At 59.1% G+C, this 17,704-nt stretch carries 10 protein-coding genes and 1 pseudogene; 8 read left to right on the top strand and 3 right to left on the bottom strand.

Features of this window, described 5'->3' with window-relative positions; genetic code table 11:
* Positions 1-213 precede the first annotated feature (213 nt).
* From D3871_RS26950 to D3871_RS26915, 8 genes and pseudogenes are all read left to right on the top strand, one after another.
* Positions 214-1,074 (top strand): p-hydroxycinnamoyl CoA hydratase/lyase, encoded by an 861-nt coding sequence (locus tag D3871_RS26950; protein WP_119772151.1) that lies wholly within the window; start codon positions 214-216, stop codon positions 1,072-1,074.
* A 21-nt stretch (positions 1,075-1,095) separates the two neighbouring features.
* Positions 1,096-3,210, top strand: coding sequence for an acetate--CoA ligase family protein (locus D3871_RS26945; RefSeq protein ID WP_119772150.1), 2,115 nt, complete (start codon positions 1,096-1,098; stop codon positions 3,208-3,210).
* Between the two features lie 29 nt (positions 3,211-3,239).
* Positions 3,240-4,406 carry an acyl-CoA dehydrogenase family protein gene (locus D3871_RS26940; RefSeq protein ID WP_119772149.1) on the top strand — a complete coding sequence of 389 codons (1,167 nt, stop codon included), beginning with the start codon at positions 3,240-3,242 and terminating at the stop codon, positions 4,404-4,406.
* Between the two features lie 722 nt (positions 4,407-5,128).
* Positions 5,129-6,001, top strand: coding sequence for a fumarylacetoacetate hydrolase family protein (locus tag D3871_RS26935; protein ID WP_119772148.1), 873 nt, complete (start codon positions 5,129-5,131; stop codon positions 5,999-6,001).
* 78 nt (positions 6,002-6,079) lie between these two features.
* A complete protein-coding gene (gene gtdA / locus D3871_RS26930; RefSeq protein ID WP_119772147.1) occupies positions 6,080-7,144 on the top strand; it encodes a gentisate 1,2-dioxygenase in 1,065 nt (354 codons plus the stop codon).
* A gap of 76 nt (positions 7,145-7,220) precedes the next feature.
* A complete protein-coding gene (locus D3871_RS26925; protein ID WP_158598082.1) occupies positions 7,221-8,426 on the top strand; it encodes an FAD-dependent oxidoreductase in 1,206 nt (401 codons plus the stop codon).
* A 33-nt stretch (positions 8,427-8,459) separates the two neighbouring features.
* Positions 8,460-9,452, top strand: coding sequence for a Bug family tripartite tricarboxylate transporter substrate binding protein (locus D3871_RS26920; protein ID WP_119772145.1), 993 nt, complete (start codon positions 8,460-8,462; stop codon positions 9,450-9,452).
* Between the two features lie 174 nt (positions 9,453-9,626).
* Positions 9,627-10,085 (top strand): annotated as a pseudogene (locus D3871_RS26915) (IS630 family transposase); the annotation flags it as partial.
* A gap of 54 nt (positions 10,086-10,139) precedes the next feature.
* Here the strand turns inward: D3871_RS26915 and D3871_RS26910 are convergent.
* The 3 genes from D3871_RS26910 to D3871_RS26900 all read right to left on the bottom strand — a co-directional run bounded on the left by D3871_RS26910 (position 10,140) and on the right by D3871_RS26900 (position 17,583).
* On the bottom strand, positions 10,140-12,416 hold the full coding sequence (locus tag D3871_RS26910; RefSeq protein ID WP_119772144.1) for a putative bifunctional diguanylate cyclase/phosphodiesterase: 2,277 nt from the start codon (positions 12,414-12,416) through the stop codon (positions 10,140-10,142).
* Between the two features lie 225 nt (positions 12,417-12,641).
* Positions 12,642-14,381: a methyl-accepting chemotaxis protein gene (locus D3871_RS31480; RefSeq protein ID WP_119772143.1), complete on the bottom strand. Its 1,740-nt coding sequence runs from the start codon at positions 14,379-14,381 to the stop codon at positions 12,642-12,644.
* A gap of 232 nt (positions 14,382-14,613) precedes the next feature.
* The gene (locus D3871_RS26900; protein WP_119772142.1) at positions 14,614-17,583 is read right to left on the bottom strand and encodes an EAL domain-containing protein; all 2,970 of its coding nucleotides are present in this window, start codon (positions 17,581-17,583) and stop codon (positions 14,614-14,616) included.
* Positions 17,584-17,704: the final 121 nt, after the last annotated feature.

The raw sequence follows: 17,704 nt of genomic DNA, 5'->3' as shown, positions 1-17,704 counted from the left end.
CTCTTGAACATGCGTATGCAATGGGAACATGAATAATGCTACCTTATATAAATATGATTTGCATAGCGATTTTTTCATCCTAGTTCAATGCCTATTGAGAATGTCGATTTCTGCGTCAAATCTGCACTTGACAGAATAATGTTAGTTTATATAAAGTAGCTTTTCATACGAAAATTTCAGATCACCAGTACTTGATCCAACCGAGGAGAAATCATGACGAAATCCCAATCTCAAGCAACAGCTGACACAAACACAAACGAAGAACCTGTGACCGTTACATTCGAAGATGGCATTGCCTGGGTGACGCTGAACCGGCCGGCCAAACGCAATTGCATCAATCCAGCCATCGTCTACCGAATGTGCGATATCCTCAACGACCTAGAATCCGACGATCGCTGCAAGGTCCTGGTATTGACCGGCGCTGGCGATGCTTTTTCGGCTGGCATGGATCTGCGCGAATATTTCCGTGCCACGGACGACAAGCCGGCTGAACGTCTCAAACTGTTTCGCGCTAATGGCCAATGGCAATGGCGTCAGCTGCGGCATTACGCCAAGCCAACGATCGCCATGGTGAACGGATGGTGTTTTGGCGGCGCTTTTACGCCAGTGATCGCTTGTGACCTGGCCATCGCTGCGGACGACGCCACTTTCGGTCTTTCCGAAATCAACTGGGGCATTATTCCCGCCGGCGTGGTTAACCGCGCGGTTTCGCAACTCATGCGTGAACGGGATGGGATGTACTATGTCATGACAGGAGAAACCTTCAGCGGCAAACGCGCTGCCGAGATCGGCCTCGTCAACGAATCGGTTCCGCTTGAAGACCTGCGTGCACGAACCACGCAATTGGCCAAGGTGTTAATGGAGAAGAACCCCGCCGTTCTACGTACCGCGAAAGTGTCATACCGCATCGCTTCCGAAATGACTTGGGAACAAGGTGCGGATTACCTGATGGCAAAACATGCACAATCAGTCATCGAAGATCCGGAGAACGGCCGCAATGTTGGCATGTCGCAATTTCTAGACGATAAAACCTACCGCCCGGGCCTAGGTTCCTACAAACGCGATGTCAAATAAATTGCAAGCAGGAGACTCGATATGAATAGCAATAATCTTAATCGCTTGCTTCGACCGCGTTCGCTTGCGGTGGTGGGAGCATCCGATGATCCGAGGTCGGTGTCGGGCTTGGTGCAGGCAAATCTCTCGCGATTCAATTATACGGGCGAGGTGCATCTGGTCAGTCGCAGCCGACCTGAAGTCAACGGCAAGGCCTGTGTTCCATCGATTCACGATCTGCCCGAGGGCATCGACGCCGCAGTGATCATCACGCCGCAGGCAGGTGTGCTCGATGCAATCTCAGCATGCGCCGCGCGCGGCATCGGCGGCGCAGTCGTGTTCGCATCCGGCTTTTCCGAACTCGGATGTGAAGGTCGCGAGCTGCAGGAGAAAATTGCCAGGACGGCGCGCGAAGCCGGCATCGCCCTGCTGGGCCCGAACTGCATGGGATTTGTTAATTTCGCCGATGGCGTCCCGCTGACTTTCGAACCGGTCTCGCCGTTGCTCCACCGTTCCGGTCCACGGATCGGCATTATCGCCCAGAGCGGCGCGATTAACGCCAACCTTCGCCAAGCGTTTGCCGCCAAGGGAATCAACGTTTCGTTCTCCGTTTCGACCGGAAACGAAGCTGTGCTCAGCGCCGAGGATTTGCTCACCCAATTAGTAGAGGCAAGCGAAGTTGACGCCTTTGCAATTTTCGTCGAGATGATTCGTAAGCCCGATGTCTTCCTTTCCGCATGCGGAAAGGCGCGCGCCGCCGGCAAGCCTGTCGTGCTCATGCATCCTGGCCGCAGTCCGAAAGCGCGCGAAGCGGCGCAATCCCATACTGGAGCATTGGCCGGCGATTACGAGGTCATGCGCACGCTGGTGGAACGCCAGGGCGTTGTCGTGGTCGATACGCTCGACGAGCTATTCGATGTCACCGATATTCTGGCCCGCTTTCCCAAGCCGGTCACGAGCGGCAATGCTGCTGTCGTTTCGAATTCAGGCGCCATTCGTGGAATCTCAATCGACTTTTGTTCTGATCTCGGACTTGAGCTGGCAAGCTTGCAGGGGACAACCTTGAACGCGCTCAAGGAAATGCTGCCGGACTTCGCCACACCGGATAATCCGCTTGATCTGACCTCCGCTGGCATGCAACAACCGGAGTTGTTCGGCGCCACGGTGCAGGCCATGCTCGACGACAGCGGCGTTGGCAGCGTCGTGGTAGCGCTGATGGGAGGTTCGGCGCCGCAGCAGGTCGCCAAGGCGAAATCGCTATTGCCTGTGATCGAAAAATCGGACAAGCCTGTGGCCTTTGTCATCATGGGCGATGGGAATGCACTGGCCGATGAATTTAATGCGATGGTGTTCGAAGGCGGCGTGCCGTTTTTCCGTTCACCAGATCGTGCATTGAGGGCGATGGCACATGTACATCGCTACGGACAACTTGTAGCCTCCAGCGGCAGACACGGAGCATCGGCTTCCGTTCCGAGACTCATGGATCTTCAACCGGGCCCCATCGCCGAATACAAGGGCAAGGAAATTTTAAGGCAGCTCGGTCTTGCGACGCCGGAGGGCGGCCTTGCCCGCACCGTCGATGAGGCCATCGATATCGCTGGACGAATCGGCTTTCCCGTTGTGATCAAAGCGCAGGCGGATAGCCTGACGCACAAAAGCGATGTCGGCGGTGTCGCCGTCGGGATCAAAGACAATGAGGCATTGCGCGGCGCCTGGAAAAAAATGCATGACTCGATCGGCAACGCTTGCCCCGATCTTCGCTTAGAGGGTCTACTGATCGAAAGCATGGCAAAGCCGGGACTGGAACTGGTTATCGGCAGCCGCCGTGATCCGCTATGGGGTGTGATCATGCTGGTCGGCCTTGGTGGCATCTGGATCGAAGCGCTCAAGGATGTGCGTCTACTAGCGCCCGATTTGGACGAAGCAGAAATTATCGCAGCGTTGAAAAAGCTGAAAGGCGCAGCCATGTTCAGCGGCCTGCGCGGTCAAGCGCCCGTTGATCTGGCACCGGTCGCACGTGCGGTTCGCCTCGTAGCAAATCTCATGACTGTCAATCCGGAAATCGCGGAAGTCGACATCAATCCATTCATAGCCTATCCATCCGGACGTGACGGGATCGCGCTCGATGCCCTGTTCGCCATTGCAGGACCTCGCTAACAGACAATCTATCATTAAAGGAAACACTTATGGCTTCTGCCTTTGACAAGGATAGTTTTCAAGACCTCCTCAACATGGTCGACAAGTTCATCACAAAGCGGCTGCTGCCACTGGAGAGGCAAGTCGAGGAAAATGACGAAGTACCGCAGACAGTGATCGCGGAAATGCGCGAGATGGGCTTATTTGGACTATCGATTCCACAGCAGTACGGCGGATTTGAAATCGACCTGCTCCAGGAAATGCAGATACAGATGGCCTTCAGCGAAACGTCTCCAGCGTTTCGCCTGGTGTTTTGGCCCAACGTCGGGATTGGCTCGCGAGGTATCGTACTTTTCGGCACCGAAGAGCAAAAGCAATTCTATTTGCCGCGCATGGCAACGGGAGAATTGCCGGCCGCATTTTGCCTAACCGAGCCCGGATCCGGCTCGGACGCAGCAAGCATCACCACGTCCGCCCGGCGTGATGGTGATCACTTCGTCATCAATGGCACGAAGCGTTTCATCACGAATGCGTCGCGGGCAGGGATTTTCACGGTCATGGCGCGTACCGATCCGAACGAAAAAGGTCCGAAGGGTATCACCGCCTTCATCGTCGAACGCGATACGCCGGGGCTCATTATCGGCAAATCGGAGAAGAAAATGGGTCAGCGCGGTTCGCCCATATGCGATGTTACCTTTGACAATCTGCGGGTGCCCGCCGCCAATATCATCGGCGGGCCGAGCAATGAAGGCAAAGGCTTCCGGATTGCCATGAGCGTTCTCGATGCCGGCCGGGTTAGCGTGGCGGCGTCCGCCGTAGGTATGGCTAAACGGCTAATTGACGAAGCGGCCCGATATGCGACGCAACGGGTGCAGTTCGGTGAACCCATTGCCAACTTCCAGTTGATCCAGGCCATGCTGGCCGATTCAGAGACCGACTATCTTGCGAGCCATGCGCTGACAATGCATGCGGCGCAGGTATTGGAAAAAGGGGAAGATGCACGGACCTTGGCTGCCGCAGCCAAATACTTTAGTTCGGAAGCATTGGGACGTATCGCAGATCGCGCCGTTCAGATCCACGGTGGCTCCGGCTATGTCGCGGATTACCCAGTCGAGCGGCTATATCGTGATGCACGCGGCGTACGCATTTACGAGGGAACAAGCCAGATTCTCCAACTCGTCATCGCCCGCACGATGCTGAAGCGTTACGAGCAGTAAAGCCGCATGGATATAAGCGCGACAAGCACAGCGGTCCGTCACTCATGGAAAACTACGGTCCGTCCAAGTACAGACCGCTTTGGCTGCACGCGATGCCGGCCGCCTGAATCGGTAATGGCATCCGTGTGATGTGCCTTGCCAGGTGGAGGCCGGTTTAAGACCATACTCGTAGGCGGCGGAATCGACACCAAATGGACCACTGATACCACCGCCTACGAGTACGGCACCGAGCATCCCGATACCATCCCCGGAACTTCCGGACACCCGCTGTTTCAGTACAACGATTTTTTGCACAAAGCGGGTTGGTCGGCCTGATCCCGCAGAAGCCTGCGCCACTCAGCGGCCACAACTTGACATCGGCGGTCATAGAATTTCTCGTTCAGGCATGTATTGCCGAACCCTCTCTGCGCTTCGAAGGATTAGCGCGCCTGGTGCAAAAAACTTCGGGGTTCAGGCTCATCCGCGCAGCATCGAACGGCAGTTCCTGTGCAAGAAAAACCGCAATGAATCTCTCACCGTCAATGCCTTGCCGTGCACCTTGCAGTGACGGACTGATACAAACGGAAGTGTCCACAGGTGTCCGGCTATCTCGCGCTCTATAAAAACGCAAAAGCGATTGACGCTCGCGAAAACTCGACTATACAATAGAGCACGCTCAATTTTGAGCATGCTCTATTTAAATGCAAATGTATGTATCTTTTGGAATGTATTAAGGAGACGTAATGCGAATCTGCCGTTTCAATGAAGGCCGCCTCGGCCTGGTAGAACAAGACAAGGTATATGACGTAAGCGCGGTGCTTGCATCGCTGCCGGCGTTGAAATGGCCGGTCGCGCCTGGCGATTTGCTGATCGAGCGCCTGCCTTCCCTGCGTGAGGCAATCAGCACGGCGAAGAAAAATGCGAAGGTGTACGAACTAGCCGACGTCAGTCTGCTGTCGCCGGTGGCGACGCCTTCAAAGATCATCGCGGCCCCGCTCAATTACAAGCTGCATGTCGACGAATCGGCAGCGGACGCGCAGATTCATAACAATGTCCACAACCCGGGTTATGAAGGCTTTGCTAGTCCGGTCGCGAAATTCGGCGTGTTCCTGAAGAATGCCACCAGCCTGGTCGGTGCGTCGCAAGGCGTGGTCATCAACTTCCCCGGTCGCCGCAATGACCATGAAGTCGAGCTGGCCGTCGTTATCGGCAAGCAGTGCAAGAACGTCAAGGCGGAAGATGCCAAGAGCGTCATCGCCGGTTACTGCATCGGCCTGGACATGACCGTGCGCGGCACCGAAGACCGCAGCTATCGCAAGTCGGCGGATACCTATTCGGTACTCGGTCCCTACCTCGTGACCGAGGATGAAATCCCGAATCCAGGCGAACTCGCTTTTTCAATCCATGTCAACGGCGCTGTCCGCCAGAACGCCAACACGCGCGACCTGATCACCGGCGTGGAGGAACTGATTGCAGTAGCGTCCCATGTGTACACACTCTACCCCGGAGACGTAATTATGACCGGCACGCCGGAAGGCGTGGCATCGATTCAGTCCGGCGACCTGATGACCGCGCGGATGGAGCAGATCGGGGAAATGGCAGTGCATATCCGCTAAATCATTCGCTAGCGCGAGAAAAGCGTGGCGGCGCGCAGTGCGCCGCCGCATGACGTTTGAGGTCTGAAGGAGACGACTATGGCTACTTTGACAGAAAACCGGATATCGCCGGAAGTCCGCGCCGAACGGGAGCGGTTTTATGAAAAAATCGGTCGCGACGATTACGCTCCCTTGTGGGAACAATTGCACAGTCTTGTGACCAAGGTTCCCACATCGGCATGCCGTACCGCGCACTGGCAGTATGCGACAGCGCGCGCCTATCTGGATGAGGCCGGCAAACTCATCACCGCCAAGGAAGCCGAACGGCGCGTCCTAATACTTGAAAATCCTGGCATGCGCGGCAAGGCGGCGATCACGCCGGCATTGTACGCGGGCCTGCAGATGATCCTTCCTGGCGAAGTCGCGCCGGCGCACCGACATTCGCAATCAGCGCTACGTCTCATTCTTGAAGGAGACGGCGCGTTCACCACCGTGGACGGCGAACAGTCACTGATGAAGCGCGGCGACTTCATCATCACGCCTTCCTGGACCTGGCATGACCACGGTAACCATACGGATCAGCCGATGGTTTGGCTGGACGGCCTCGACGTGCCCATGGTGGCGATGCTCGATGCCAGCTTCGCGGAGTCCGGCTCCACCGAAGCGCAATCCTTTCTGCGCCCGCCCGGTGACAGTGCGCTGCGCTTCGGGAACAACATGGCCCCGGTCGACGCGCAGCCGACCCCGAACCGGGCCTCGCCCCTGTTCAGCTACGCCTATGTGGATGCTTGCGCATCGCTCGCCGCGATGGCGACCTCCGGCACGCCTGATGCCTGCAATGGCTACAAGCTGCGCTATCTGAATCCGCTCACCGGCGGCTCGGCGATGCCCACCATTGGTGCCTATATCCAACAACTTCCCGCCCACTTTGCGAGCGCGCCGTATCGCTGTTCCGCCGGGACCATCTTTGCGGTCATCGAGGGGAGCGTCACGGTCACCACGCCGGACCAGACCTTCGATGCCGGACCGAATGATGTCTTTGTCATTCCGAGCTGGGTCGCGCATGAATTCAAGGTGAGGGAAAGGACGGTATTGTTCAGTTTCTCTGACCGACCGGTGCAGGAAGCGCTCGGCTTGTGGCGCGAACAGCGCAACGCCAACTAGTGCACCTTCACCTACGCATCATGTGCCCTGCATGAAAGATATACCGGGTGGGCCCCCCACCCTTATGAGTAAAGATATGGAACAGAAACCAGTTGTTATTGCAGGCGGCGGTCCGGTCGGACTCGTCGCCGCCCTCGCCCTTGCGGAAAAAGGCGTCCAGGTGGTGTTACTCGAAAGCGCCAACGATATCCCGCGGGACCTGCGTGCCGGCACCTTCCATCCGCCGACCGTCGAAATGCTGGACCGTCTGTCGATCGGCGCCGAGCTGCTGGCACAGGGCATCAAGGTGCCGGAATGGCAGATACGCGATCGCCGTACCGGGGTCGTGGCGCAATTCGACCTCGGCGTAATCGCCGACCAGACACCCTATCCATTTCGCCTGCACTGCGAACAGCACAAGCTGTCGCAGATTGCCTTCGCGGCGCTGTCGCGCTATCCGAATGCGCGTGTGTTGTTTGGACACAAGTGCACCGGCTTTACACACGACGCAGACGGCGTCACGGTCAGGGCCGCTTCCCATGATGGCCATACGGAGATTCGCGGCAGCTACCTGATCGGCGCCGATGGGGCGCACAGCATCGTCCGCAAGACGCTAGACATCGAATTCGAAGGCTTCACCTGGCCGCAGCGCTTTCTCGTCTTCGCCACCACGTATGACCTGCGCGAGCAGGGATTCACCGGCAACGCCTATATCGCTGATCCGGATGAATGGTGCGCCATCTTCGTGCAACCACACGAAGGCCCGCCTGGCATCTATCGCATTGCGTTTCCCATCACGTCGGAAATGGACGACCAAGAGGTGTTGTCGGAACGCTTCGTGCAAAGCCGCATTCAGGGCTTTCTCTCTCCCGACATGGAATACGACATTCCTTACAAGAGCGTGTACCGCGTGCATCAGCGCGTCGCCAAGACGTTCCGGGTCGGCCGCGTCATGCTCGCCGGCGATGCGGCGCACGTCAACAACCCGCTCGGCGGTATGGGCCTTAACAGCGGCATTCACGATGCGATGAACCTGGTGGACAAGCTGCTGGCCGTGCTGGAACAGAGGAGTGACGACAGCGTGCTTGATCTCTACGACAGGCAACGTCGCCTAACCAACATAGAATACGTGCAAGCCATCACCATCCGCAACAAGAACCTGCTCGAGGAGCGCGATCCCGGCGTCCGCGCCCAGCGCCTCGATGAAATGCGCCAGACTGCGGCCGACCCGGAACAGCACCGGGCATTCCTGCTGAATTCTTCCATGATCAACAGCATTCGTCGCGCCGAGGAAATCCGCTGAGCAAGCTTCAGCAATTACCGTGAAGAGAACCCCATGAATCATTCCTTTTATCCAAAACGGCGCCGGCTGCTCGCTGCTGCGGGCGGCGGCCTGTTGCTGGGCACCGCATTGACCGGCTTCGCGCAGTCGACCGGTGGCTCGGGTCCGATCAAAATCATCGTTCCCTTCAGCCCGGGCACCACCCCCGACTTAATGGCACGACTGCTCGATCCGAAGCTCGCACGGCGCCTCGGCAAGCCAGTCATCGTCGACAACAAGCCGGGTGCCTCCGGCATTCTCGGCATGGACGCCGTCGCCAAGGCCGCGCCCGATGGGCACACCTTGATGATCGGCACCTCGACCGCGCTGACTATTCCCTACTTTTATAAGAAGATCCCGTTCGACGTCATCCAGAGCTTCCAGCCGATCACCATGGTGGGCCGCACAAATTTCGCACTCGTCGCGCATTCCTCCGTGCCGGTGGCCAATGCGCGTGAGCTGGTCGCCTACCTCAAGAAAAACCCCGACAAGGTGACCTACGGCTCGCCGGGCAAGGGCACCTTCCACCACCTGGTCATGGAGCAGTTTGCCGCGCAGACCGCCACCACGATCACGCATGTGCCGTATAAAGGATCGGCCGGCATGTTCACCGACCTGGTGGGTGGCCATGTCGACCTCGCAATCATGCCGCTGCACGTGGCCGCGCCGCTGGAATCGGCGGGAAAATTAAAGATTATCGGCGCGACACGTGCCGAGCGCGATCGCTCGCATCCGAAGATCGTCACGCTCCAGGAAGCCGGCATCGCTGCGTTCAACAACGATGCCTGGTACGCGGTCTGGGGCCCGAAAGGCATGTCGAAGGAACTGGTGACGGGCTATGCAACCGCATTGCAGGAGGCGCTGGGCAATGACGAAGTCAAGGCAAAGCTCGACCAGCAAGGGGTCAGCATCACGCCGAGTACGCCGGAAGAGCTGAACAAGATTGCGCGTGCCGAGTACGAACACTGGGGCCGCATTATCAAGGCGGCGAATATCCAGCCGGAATAACGGTCATCAGCAATGCCAACGCGGACGACAAGGAAGGTGCGGCGAGCGCGGTCCTTGTTGCCCGCACAGGCAAGCGACGTGGACAACGGCGGCGTCGATTGATCGCACACTCATCGATGGCATCTCGACGATAACGCGTCAACATCTGTCTTTGCCCCATCACTCTTGAGCCGTGGGACAACCACACTGTTTGCGGCACTGAACACGGCTAATGGTGAAGTGATTGCGCAATGCAAGCCGCGTCATAGGCATCAGGAATTCATCGCCTTCCTTAATCATATTGATAAGGCAGTTCCTGCTGGTTTGGATGTGCATCTGATTTTGGATAACTATGCCACGCATAAGCACCCGAAAGTCAAAGCCTGGCTAGCCAGACGACCGCGCTATCACATGCATTTCACTCCGACTTACTCAAGCTGGCTCAATCAAGTCGAGCGTTGGATTGGCCTGATTACGCAGCAGGCAATCCGACGAGGCTCGTTTGAAAGCGTGCGCCAGCTGATGTCGCAAATTCAGCGCTACGTGGAACATTACAATGCCCACAAAAGACCTTTCGTCTGGACCGCTACAGCCGAGTCCATCCTCGCAAAGATCGAACGTTTATGTAAAGTTATTTCTGGCACAGGACACTAGCAAAGCGGCAATTTTTTCCGGGTTTGGATCATATACGTAGTAACATCCTTCGGACTATGCAATCGCGCTAACCTGCGGCTGCCATGCGCGGCGGCTGTATGCACTGACGATCTGTTCCGGCGATGCAGGTTTACCAAGCAGGTAACCCTGTATCAGCGGATCGCCGAGTTCTGCCAGTGCCTCCATCTGCTCAAGTGTTTCGACGCCTTCGGCAACGATAGCCAGCCTCATGTCGCTCGCGAGTTCCAGCATCGCACGTACGATTGCCCTGTCATGCATATCGCCGGGCAAACCCCTGATGAACGAACGGTCGATCTTCACCGAGGTGATCGGTAGAATTTTCAGGCGCGCCAGCGATGAATAGCCGGTGCCGAAGTCGTCGAGGCTGATCCGGAATCCCTGCCTGCGCAACGCGTGCATCACCGGAATGATCGTATCGGCCTGCGTCATCATCATTCGCTCGGTCAATTCAAGACAGAGATGCTCGGGCTCGATGCCGGCTGCGCGCGTCACTGCCAGCAGATCCGCAGGGAGCGTCTGGCGCATGAATTCGGGTGCCGCCATATTGACGCTCACGCGCAGGTCCGTCAGGCCGGCCCGATGCATCGCGGCGAGGTCGGCGCACGCGCGCCGCACCACCCATTCATCGATGTGGGAAATCAGTCCGGCTTCTTCCGCCACAGGAATGAACTCGTCGGGACGGACGATTTCGCCATTGCACCGGCGCCACCGGATCAGTGCTTCCACCGCGACGATACGGCCGGCCGCCGGATCGCCGATCGGCTGGTAATCGAGAAAGAATTCCGATCGTTCCAGCGCCTTGTGCAGCGCGCCTTCGATCGTCATTCGCTTCATCAGAAACGACTGGCGCGCTTCCGAATTCGCGCCGGGCACATTTGCGCTGAAGCTGACGAGATTGCGGCCGCTTTTCTTGCTGCGGTACATCGCGACGTCCGCATTGCGCAAGAGTTCCGCCGCCGTCGTGCCGTCTTCCGGAAACACGCTGATGCCGATGCTGGCCGAAATGACCAGCGGGCAGTCGTTGAACGGGACCGGCGTGCGCGCCGCGCAAAGGATGGCCTCGCTTACCTGCGCAACCGCCGCGGCGAAGTCCTTCGCCTTCAACAGTACGCAGAACTCGTCACCGCCTAGCCGTCCGGCAAAGCAGCCGTGCGGCAGCAGGCCGAGCACGCGGGTGGCGAATTCCTTCAGCACCGCGTTGCCAGCCTCATGGCCGAACGCATCGTTGATCGGCTTGAACTGGTCGAGGTCGATGTACAGCAAGCCGAAGCTGCTCTTGTCTGCCATCGCGTTCGAGCATTCCGCGTCGATGATCTGGTAAAAATGCGCGCGATTCGCAAGACCGGTGAGACTGTCGGTTTGCGCCATGTGGCGGATCGATGCTTCATGTACCAGCCGCTGCACCGTCTGTCCGATCAATCCGCCGACCGCGGTCGCAACGTATGGCAGTTGCGCGGTCGGCTGCCGCGGCAGCCTGCTGAAGAATTCCAACACGCCAAGCCTGCGCTGACCGCCGTCGGCCGCCTGGTAGCCGACCGGGAAAGCGTAGCCGGAACGCAGCGCGGAAGCCTGCGCCGCCTTCTGGCGCAGGAAGGATGTGTCGCTCGCCATGTCCTCGATCCACGTAGCCTGCGCACTGCTCCATACTTTGCCGATCAGGCCGAGGCCGGTCGGGATCGGCGTGCGGGCGCTGGCCTGCGAGAACGCCGCCAGATTGATTGCCGGACTACGCCAATGCTGCCGGCACCGCAGTACATCCGGCTGGTCCGGCGCGGTCGACCAATAGGCGCCCCAGTCCCAGCCTAGGCTTTCGCATACGACCGGCAGAACCTTGGCAATCACCTCGTCCACCGTATGCGCTCCGACCAGCAGTTCCATGAACTTGAAGATGAAACGTTCGCGCATCTCCGCCAGCTTGTGCGGCGTGATGTCGGCCACCATCCCGCTGGCCGCACCGCTTTGCGAGGACAGTTGCGGAATCGCGGACAAGCGCAGCCAACGCAATCCGCGCGTGCGACTGGACACGCGAAAATTGCAGTCGAGCACGCTGCCGCTGCGCAGATGCTGTTCGAATGCCGCTACAAGGGTATCCCTTTCTTCCGCGGCGGCATTAACGAAGCACCGGTGCACGTCCCGGTAGCAGCCCTCCTCCACCGCCAGCAGTTCGGCGGCGGTGGAGGATAGCCTCAGCTCAAAGGTATTACCGTCGTATTGCCAGAGACCGAAGGATGCCGCCTGCTGCAATCCTTCCGGAATCGCAGGCAACGGTAACCTGGGTTGATGACGGATGGCGAATCGGCGATTGTGCATGATGGCGGCGGACCTGAGCGAACAAAAAACGGAAAGGAAAAACGCTATTTCCGTATTGCAAGTTCCGTGCCGATACTGGTTGCGCTATTTTTTATATTGCGAAATGGTATTCGTCGTGCGCCACAACGGCAGCATGTGCAGTGCGCGGCTTGCACGCCGATGCGGCATGTTTGTTTACGGTGCATCGGTGCACCGCCGAGAATCATGCGCGAGTACGCGCAGCCCTCAAAACTCTTCCCACTCCTGGCGATGACCCTCCGGTGCGCCAACTGTTCTTGCGCGCTGTGCCGCCGCAACGCGCACCGGGCTTGCGTCCCGGCCTCCCTTCATGAGAAGCAAGGGCGTATCGCCAGATCTGGTGGCTGCGGCGACCTTCTCCGGTACCGGTTCAATGACTGTGGCGGCGGCACCCTCGCCGGCCTTGAATACGCTCATCGCTTGCGCCAGGCCTTTCGCCTGCTCCTGCAGCGATGCCGACGCCGCTGCTGCCTGTTCGACCAGCGCGGCGTTTTGCTGGGTCACCTCGTCCATCTGGCTGATCGCCTGATTGATCTGTTGGATGCCGTTGCTCTGCTCGCCGCTCGCCGCCGCAATCTCGTTCATGATGTCGGCGACGCGGCATACGCTCGCGATAATTCGGTCCGTCGTCGCGCCTGCTTCGCCGGCCAGCGTCGTTCCCGCTTGCACCCGTTCTACCGAATCGTCGATCAGCTGCTTGATCTCCTTCGCTGCGCAGGCCGCGCGCCGCGCCAGCGCGCGCACCTCCGAGGCGACTACGGCAAATCCGCGTCCCTGTTCGCCGGCGCGCGCGGCTTCGACCGCTGCATTCAGCGCGAGGATGTTGGTTTGAAACGCGATGTTGTCTATTACTTCGGTGATATCGGCAATCCGCATCGACGACTCGTTGATCGAATGCATGGTGGCGACCACTCGCTCGACCACCTTGCCGCCCTGCGTCGCGACATCGGAGGCGGACTGCACCAGTTGCCGCGCCTGCTGTGCATTTGCCGCGTTGTTGTCGACCGTCGATGCCAGTTCCTCCATGGACGAAGCGGTCTCTTGCAGCGCGCTGGCCTGTTCCTCCGTGCGGACGGACAGGTCGAGGTTGCCCGCCGCAAGCTGCACCGACGCTGCCGTAACGGTGTCGGCGCCGGCGCGTACGCGACCGACCATCGTGCCGAGCTTGTCGCGCATCGATTTCATCGCAAACAGCAGGCTCGACTGGTCGCCGGCGCGGATGTCGATATTCACCCCGACATCGCCCTGCGCAATGCGCGCGGCGATCTCGACCACGTCACCGGGCTCGCCGCCGAGTTGCCTGGTCAAGCCGCGCGTGATAACGATCGCCGCCGCGATGCCGATTACGGCGGCCGCTAGCCCCGAGGCCAGCATCAGGAAACGGGCGGCGTCGATGCTTTGCTGGACTTCCGCGCGACCCGCCTCTACCAGGCTCTTTTGCAGGTCGGACAATTCCTTTACCTTGTCCTGCAAGCGCTGCAGCAGCGGCAGCGTTTGGCCAGTCATGAGCGCTTCCGCCTGTTGTTCACGCCCTTCTTCCAACAGCCTGGCGACGCCGGTGAACGAGGCTACGTAACGCTGGCGACTGTCGCGGATGTTTTCCAGCAGGTGTTTTCCCTGCTCCATATAAATAGTCCGCTCCAGCGCCTCCAGCGCCTTGTCGATGATCGCCTTGTTGGCATTGATCTGAGCGTGGATCTGCTGCTGCGCGGGTCGGTCCGGCGCGATGAAGAGCTGCAGCGTCAGCCGTGCGTTTTCGCGCGTCATCGCATTGAGTGTGCCGGCGGCATCGGCTTTCACCCATTCTTTTGTGATGATTCTTGTAGTGACGCTATCGATCTGCGCCAGATACGCGATACCGGCGATACTCAACATCGCCATCATAGACAACACCAGTCCGAAACCGATGGCAAGTCGGGTACCTACCTTCAACTTAGCAATATTCATTGTTTCTCCTCCAGAGTGGAATCCGTTCCGGTTATGCCGGCCGCAGTCGCTGACGCAACATCGGTTGACGCTGACTCTTCGCTAAGGGCCTGTTAAGGAATAAATCGTGCATTTTGGCGGCCACAGCTGGATGCAATGCAAGGCGTTCGTTGCGCCGCAGTGCGAGCACTGCAAGCAGCGAACAACGCAGCAGTGCGCCAGCTTTGGCCAGAAAAAATGAGCGATTTGTTCCTTAACAGGCCCTAAGCAGGCGCTTCATCCGCAAGGGTGGCAGCGGCATACCGGTGTAATATCCTTGCGTTTCGTGACAGCCGTGCGCACGAAGAAAATCCGCCTGCTCCCTCGTTTCGACACCCTCGGCGACTACCGTGAGGCCGAGATTGCGCGCAAGCGCGATCATGGCTTTGATGATCGTCGCGTCCTGACTGGTCGAACTGCCGGAGTCGATTTCCTTTACAAATGCCCTGTCGATCTTCAGGGTGTCTAACGGAAAACGCCGCAGGTAATTGAGCGATGAATAGCCGGTGCCAAAATCGTCCAGCGACAGCTTGACGCCGAGTCCCTTGAGTTTCTGAAGAATGGGTATCGCCTGCTCCGCATCTTCCATGATGGCGGTTTCGGTAAGTTCGAGTTCCAGTAAATGCGGCGAAAGGTCCGCTTCCTGCAGCGCCTGCGCCACCAGCGTCACCAGGTCGTCAGGATGCAATTGGCGCGCAGACAGATTGACCGCCATGCAGATGGCTGGCAAGCCCTGGTCTTGCCAGCGCCGGCTTTGCCGGCATGCCTCCTTCAGCACCCAGGCGCCGAGCGGGACGATCAATCCAGTTTCCTCGGCAAGTGGAATGAACTTCGCCGGCGCGACCAAACCATGCTTCGGGTGCCGCCAGCGGACGAGCGCCTCGACGCCGGTGATCCGCCCATGCTGCATGTCGGCTTTCGGCTGATAGTGCAGCACGAACTCGCCGCGCTCGAGTGCATGGTGCAGTTCCGCTTCCAGCGTCTGGCGCTCGCGGTTGCGTTGGTTCATTTCCTCCGTATAGAAACGGATGGTGCCGCGCCCGTCCCGTTTTGCCCGGTACATCGCCAGATCGACGTTCTTGAGCAGAATGCGCTCGTCGGTCCCGTCCTGCGGATACAGGCTCACGCCGATGCTCGCGCTGACGTAGACATTCTGGCCTTCAATGCAGAAGGGTTGGGATAACGCATCCAGGACTTTTTTGCCGACCACCACCGCATCGTCCGGCTTGGCGACGTTGGGCATGACGATCACGAACTCGTCGCCGCCCAGCCGAGCGACGGTATCGCTTTCGCGCACCGACGCGCGCATGCGCTTCGCGACGGCCGACAGCAACTCGTCGCCGGCTGCGTGGCCGAGGCTATCGTTGATGACCTTGAAATTGTCGAGGTCGTGCAACAGGACCGCGACCTGATGACCGTAACGCTGCGCCGACGCGATTGCCTTGCCCAAACGGTCACCCAGCAGCGTGCGGTTGGCAAGTCCGGTCAGCGCGTCATGAGTAGCGTTGTACTCTAGTTGATCGGCGTACAGCCGCCGCGCCGTGTCGGCGCGCAATGCAGCAATGCCGAACGCGAGGTTATCGACCATTTTTTCGGCGACCTTCACCTCGTCGGCAGTGAAGGCGGCGGCCGCCGTGGCGTAGATGGTGAACGCGCCGATCGTCTTGCCGGCGACCCTGATCGGCAGCGACAGCGCCGCGGCCAGCCGGTTCTCGCGGAAAAACGCGAGCCACACGGCGTCTCCGGTGTCGGCCTGCAGGGTCTGGGTCAACACCATCGTTTCGCTGCGGATTGCCCTCGCGGTGACCTCGTCGGTGTCGGCGGCTGCGATCGCCGCCAGCAGCGCGCCGCGCTCGGCCTCCACGCATGCGACCGGATAGACGTCTTGCGCTTCCTTCTCGTCGAGGTAGCCGGCCCAGACGAACGGATGCCCGTTCACCTCGCGCACGATGCGGCATATTTGCTCCAGCAGCGCCGACTCTTCATGCGCATGCACCAGGGCCTGATTGCAGGCGCTCAACATGTTCAATGCGCGCTCAGTGCGCTTGCGTTCAGTAATGTCGAGTATGACGCCGATGGTCGCGTGCCGGCCGTCGATCTCCATTTTCGATCCGAACACCTCGACATCGAACAGCGTGCCGTCCTTGCGCTGCGCCTGGCGCTCATACTTCACTTCATTCACTTCGCCGCTGATGCGCCTGCGCACGTTGTGCTTGACCAGGTCATGGTCCGTCTCCGGCACGATGTCGAGTACGCAGACAGCCGACATCATCTCCGTTGGCTCGTAGCAGAACAGTTCGGCCATCTTTGGATTGACGAAGTGGAATTTGCCGTTCTGCGCGATGTAGACGCCGACCACCGAGTTTTCCGCAAGGCCGCGAAACATTGATTCGGTCCGGATCAGATTGCGGCGGTCAGCGTCCAGCCGCGCAACGAGTTCGCCGATCCGAGCAGTGGCATGATTGAAGGCGAGCGACAGCTGGCCGACTTCGTCCCGCGAATAGACGTGCGCGCGCACCAGGTAGTTGCCTTCCGCCAGCGCGCGGCTCTGATGCGCAAGCGCGCGCAATGGCAGGACAATCGTCCTGCGGGCCATGACGAAGGCAAACAGCAGCACGAGCACGTCAACGCCGAGCAGCGCATACATTTTCATCAGCGCAGTCCGTTGCGCTTTGCGGGTTTCCTCCGTCAGCAGCTGCACGATCTGCTCGGCACGGCCAAGCAGCACAGACGAACTGTGTGCGATCTGTTCGCGCGCCGGCGCAAGCCAGGCTTCATTACCGTGCGCGGCCGACATACGCTCAACCTTCGTACGATAGTTAGCCCATTCGTGGCGTAGGGGGGCGAGGTGCGCGTCGAGCATGAACGACGGCTCTTTGACCTGGTAGCCGAACGCGTGGCCGCCGCGCACCAGTGCATCGAGCGCCGTCTCGTAATCGGCTATCGAGCGTTTCAGCCTGTCCTCTGATCCAGCATCTTCGCGTGCGGCCAAAATGCTTTCGAAGGCGATCTTTTGGCTGAGCATGCGGAGTTTGCCGGCGACGTTGACCGTTTCGGCTACTCCGTTCTGGTCGCGCAGCATCGTATGCGCCACCACGATGTTGGCACCGGCGGCCAGCGAGACGAGGAGGAAAACGATGCCGATTTTCCTGCTGAAGGTGGCGCCTGAGAGTATCCGGTTCATGACCTGTCTGCCCGGCAGCGAAGTGTGTTATCCGTCATTGGATAGTCGGTGAGTAATCGTATTAAAGGACGTGCTTGGCGATGCGATGCTGCTGCCAGAATAGGCGCCGACCGGTCTCCGC

Origin of the sequence: Noviherbaspirillum saxi (assembly GCF_003591035.1) — a bacterium.
GTDB classification, from domain to species: Bacteria; Pseudomonadota; Gammaproteobacteria; order Burkholderiales; family Burkholderiaceae_D; genus Noviherbaspirillum; species Noviherbaspirillum saxi.
Note: the sequence above shows the minus strand (reverse complement) of the source record. Positions and strands in the feature narration are given on the sequence as shown.

What these genes read in the sequence shown, in the direction of transcription:
- D3871_RS26900 (WP_119772142.1), bottom strand. Translation starts at nt 17,583, where the DNA reads ATGAACCGGATACTCTCAGGCGCCACCTTCAGCAGGAAAATCGGCATC.
- D3871_RS31480 (WP_119772143.1), bottom strand. Translation starts at nt 14,381, where the DNA reads ATGAATATTGCTAAGTTGAAGGTAGGTACCCGACTTGCCATCGGTTTC.
- D3871_RS26940 (WP_119772149.1), top strand. Translation starts at nt 3,240, where the DNA reads ATGGCTTCTGCCTTTGACAAGGATAGTTTTCAAGACCTCCTCAACATG.
- gtdA (WP_119772147.1), top strand. Translation starts at nt 6,080, where the DNA reads ATGGCTACTTTGACAGAAAACCGGATATCGCCGGAAGTCCGCGCCGAA.
- D3871_RS26935 (WP_119772148.1), top strand. Translation starts at nt 5,129, where the DNA reads ATGCGAATCTGCCGTTTCAATGAAGGCCGCCTCGGCCTGGTAGAACAA.
- D3871_RS26920 (WP_119772145.1), top strand. Translation starts at nt 8,460, where the DNA reads ATGAATCATTCCTTTTATCCAAAACGGCGCCGGCTGCTCGCTGCTGCG.
- D3871_RS26925 (WP_158598082.1), top strand. Translation starts at nt 7,221, where the DNA reads ATGGAACAGAAACCAGTTGTTATTGCAGGCGGCGGTCCGGTCGGACTC.
- D3871_RS26910 (WP_119772144.1), bottom strand. Translation starts at nt 12,416, where the DNA reads ATGCACAATCGCCGATTCGCCATCCGTCATCAACCCAGGTTACCGTTG.
- D3871_RS26945 (WP_119772150.1), top strand. Translation starts at nt 1,096, where the DNA reads ATGAATAGCAATAATCTTAATCGCTTGCTTCGACCGCGTTCGCTTGCG.
- D3871_RS26950 (WP_119772151.1), top strand. Translation starts at nt 214, where the DNA reads ATGACGAAATCCCAATCTCAAGCAACAGCTGACACAAACACAAACGAA.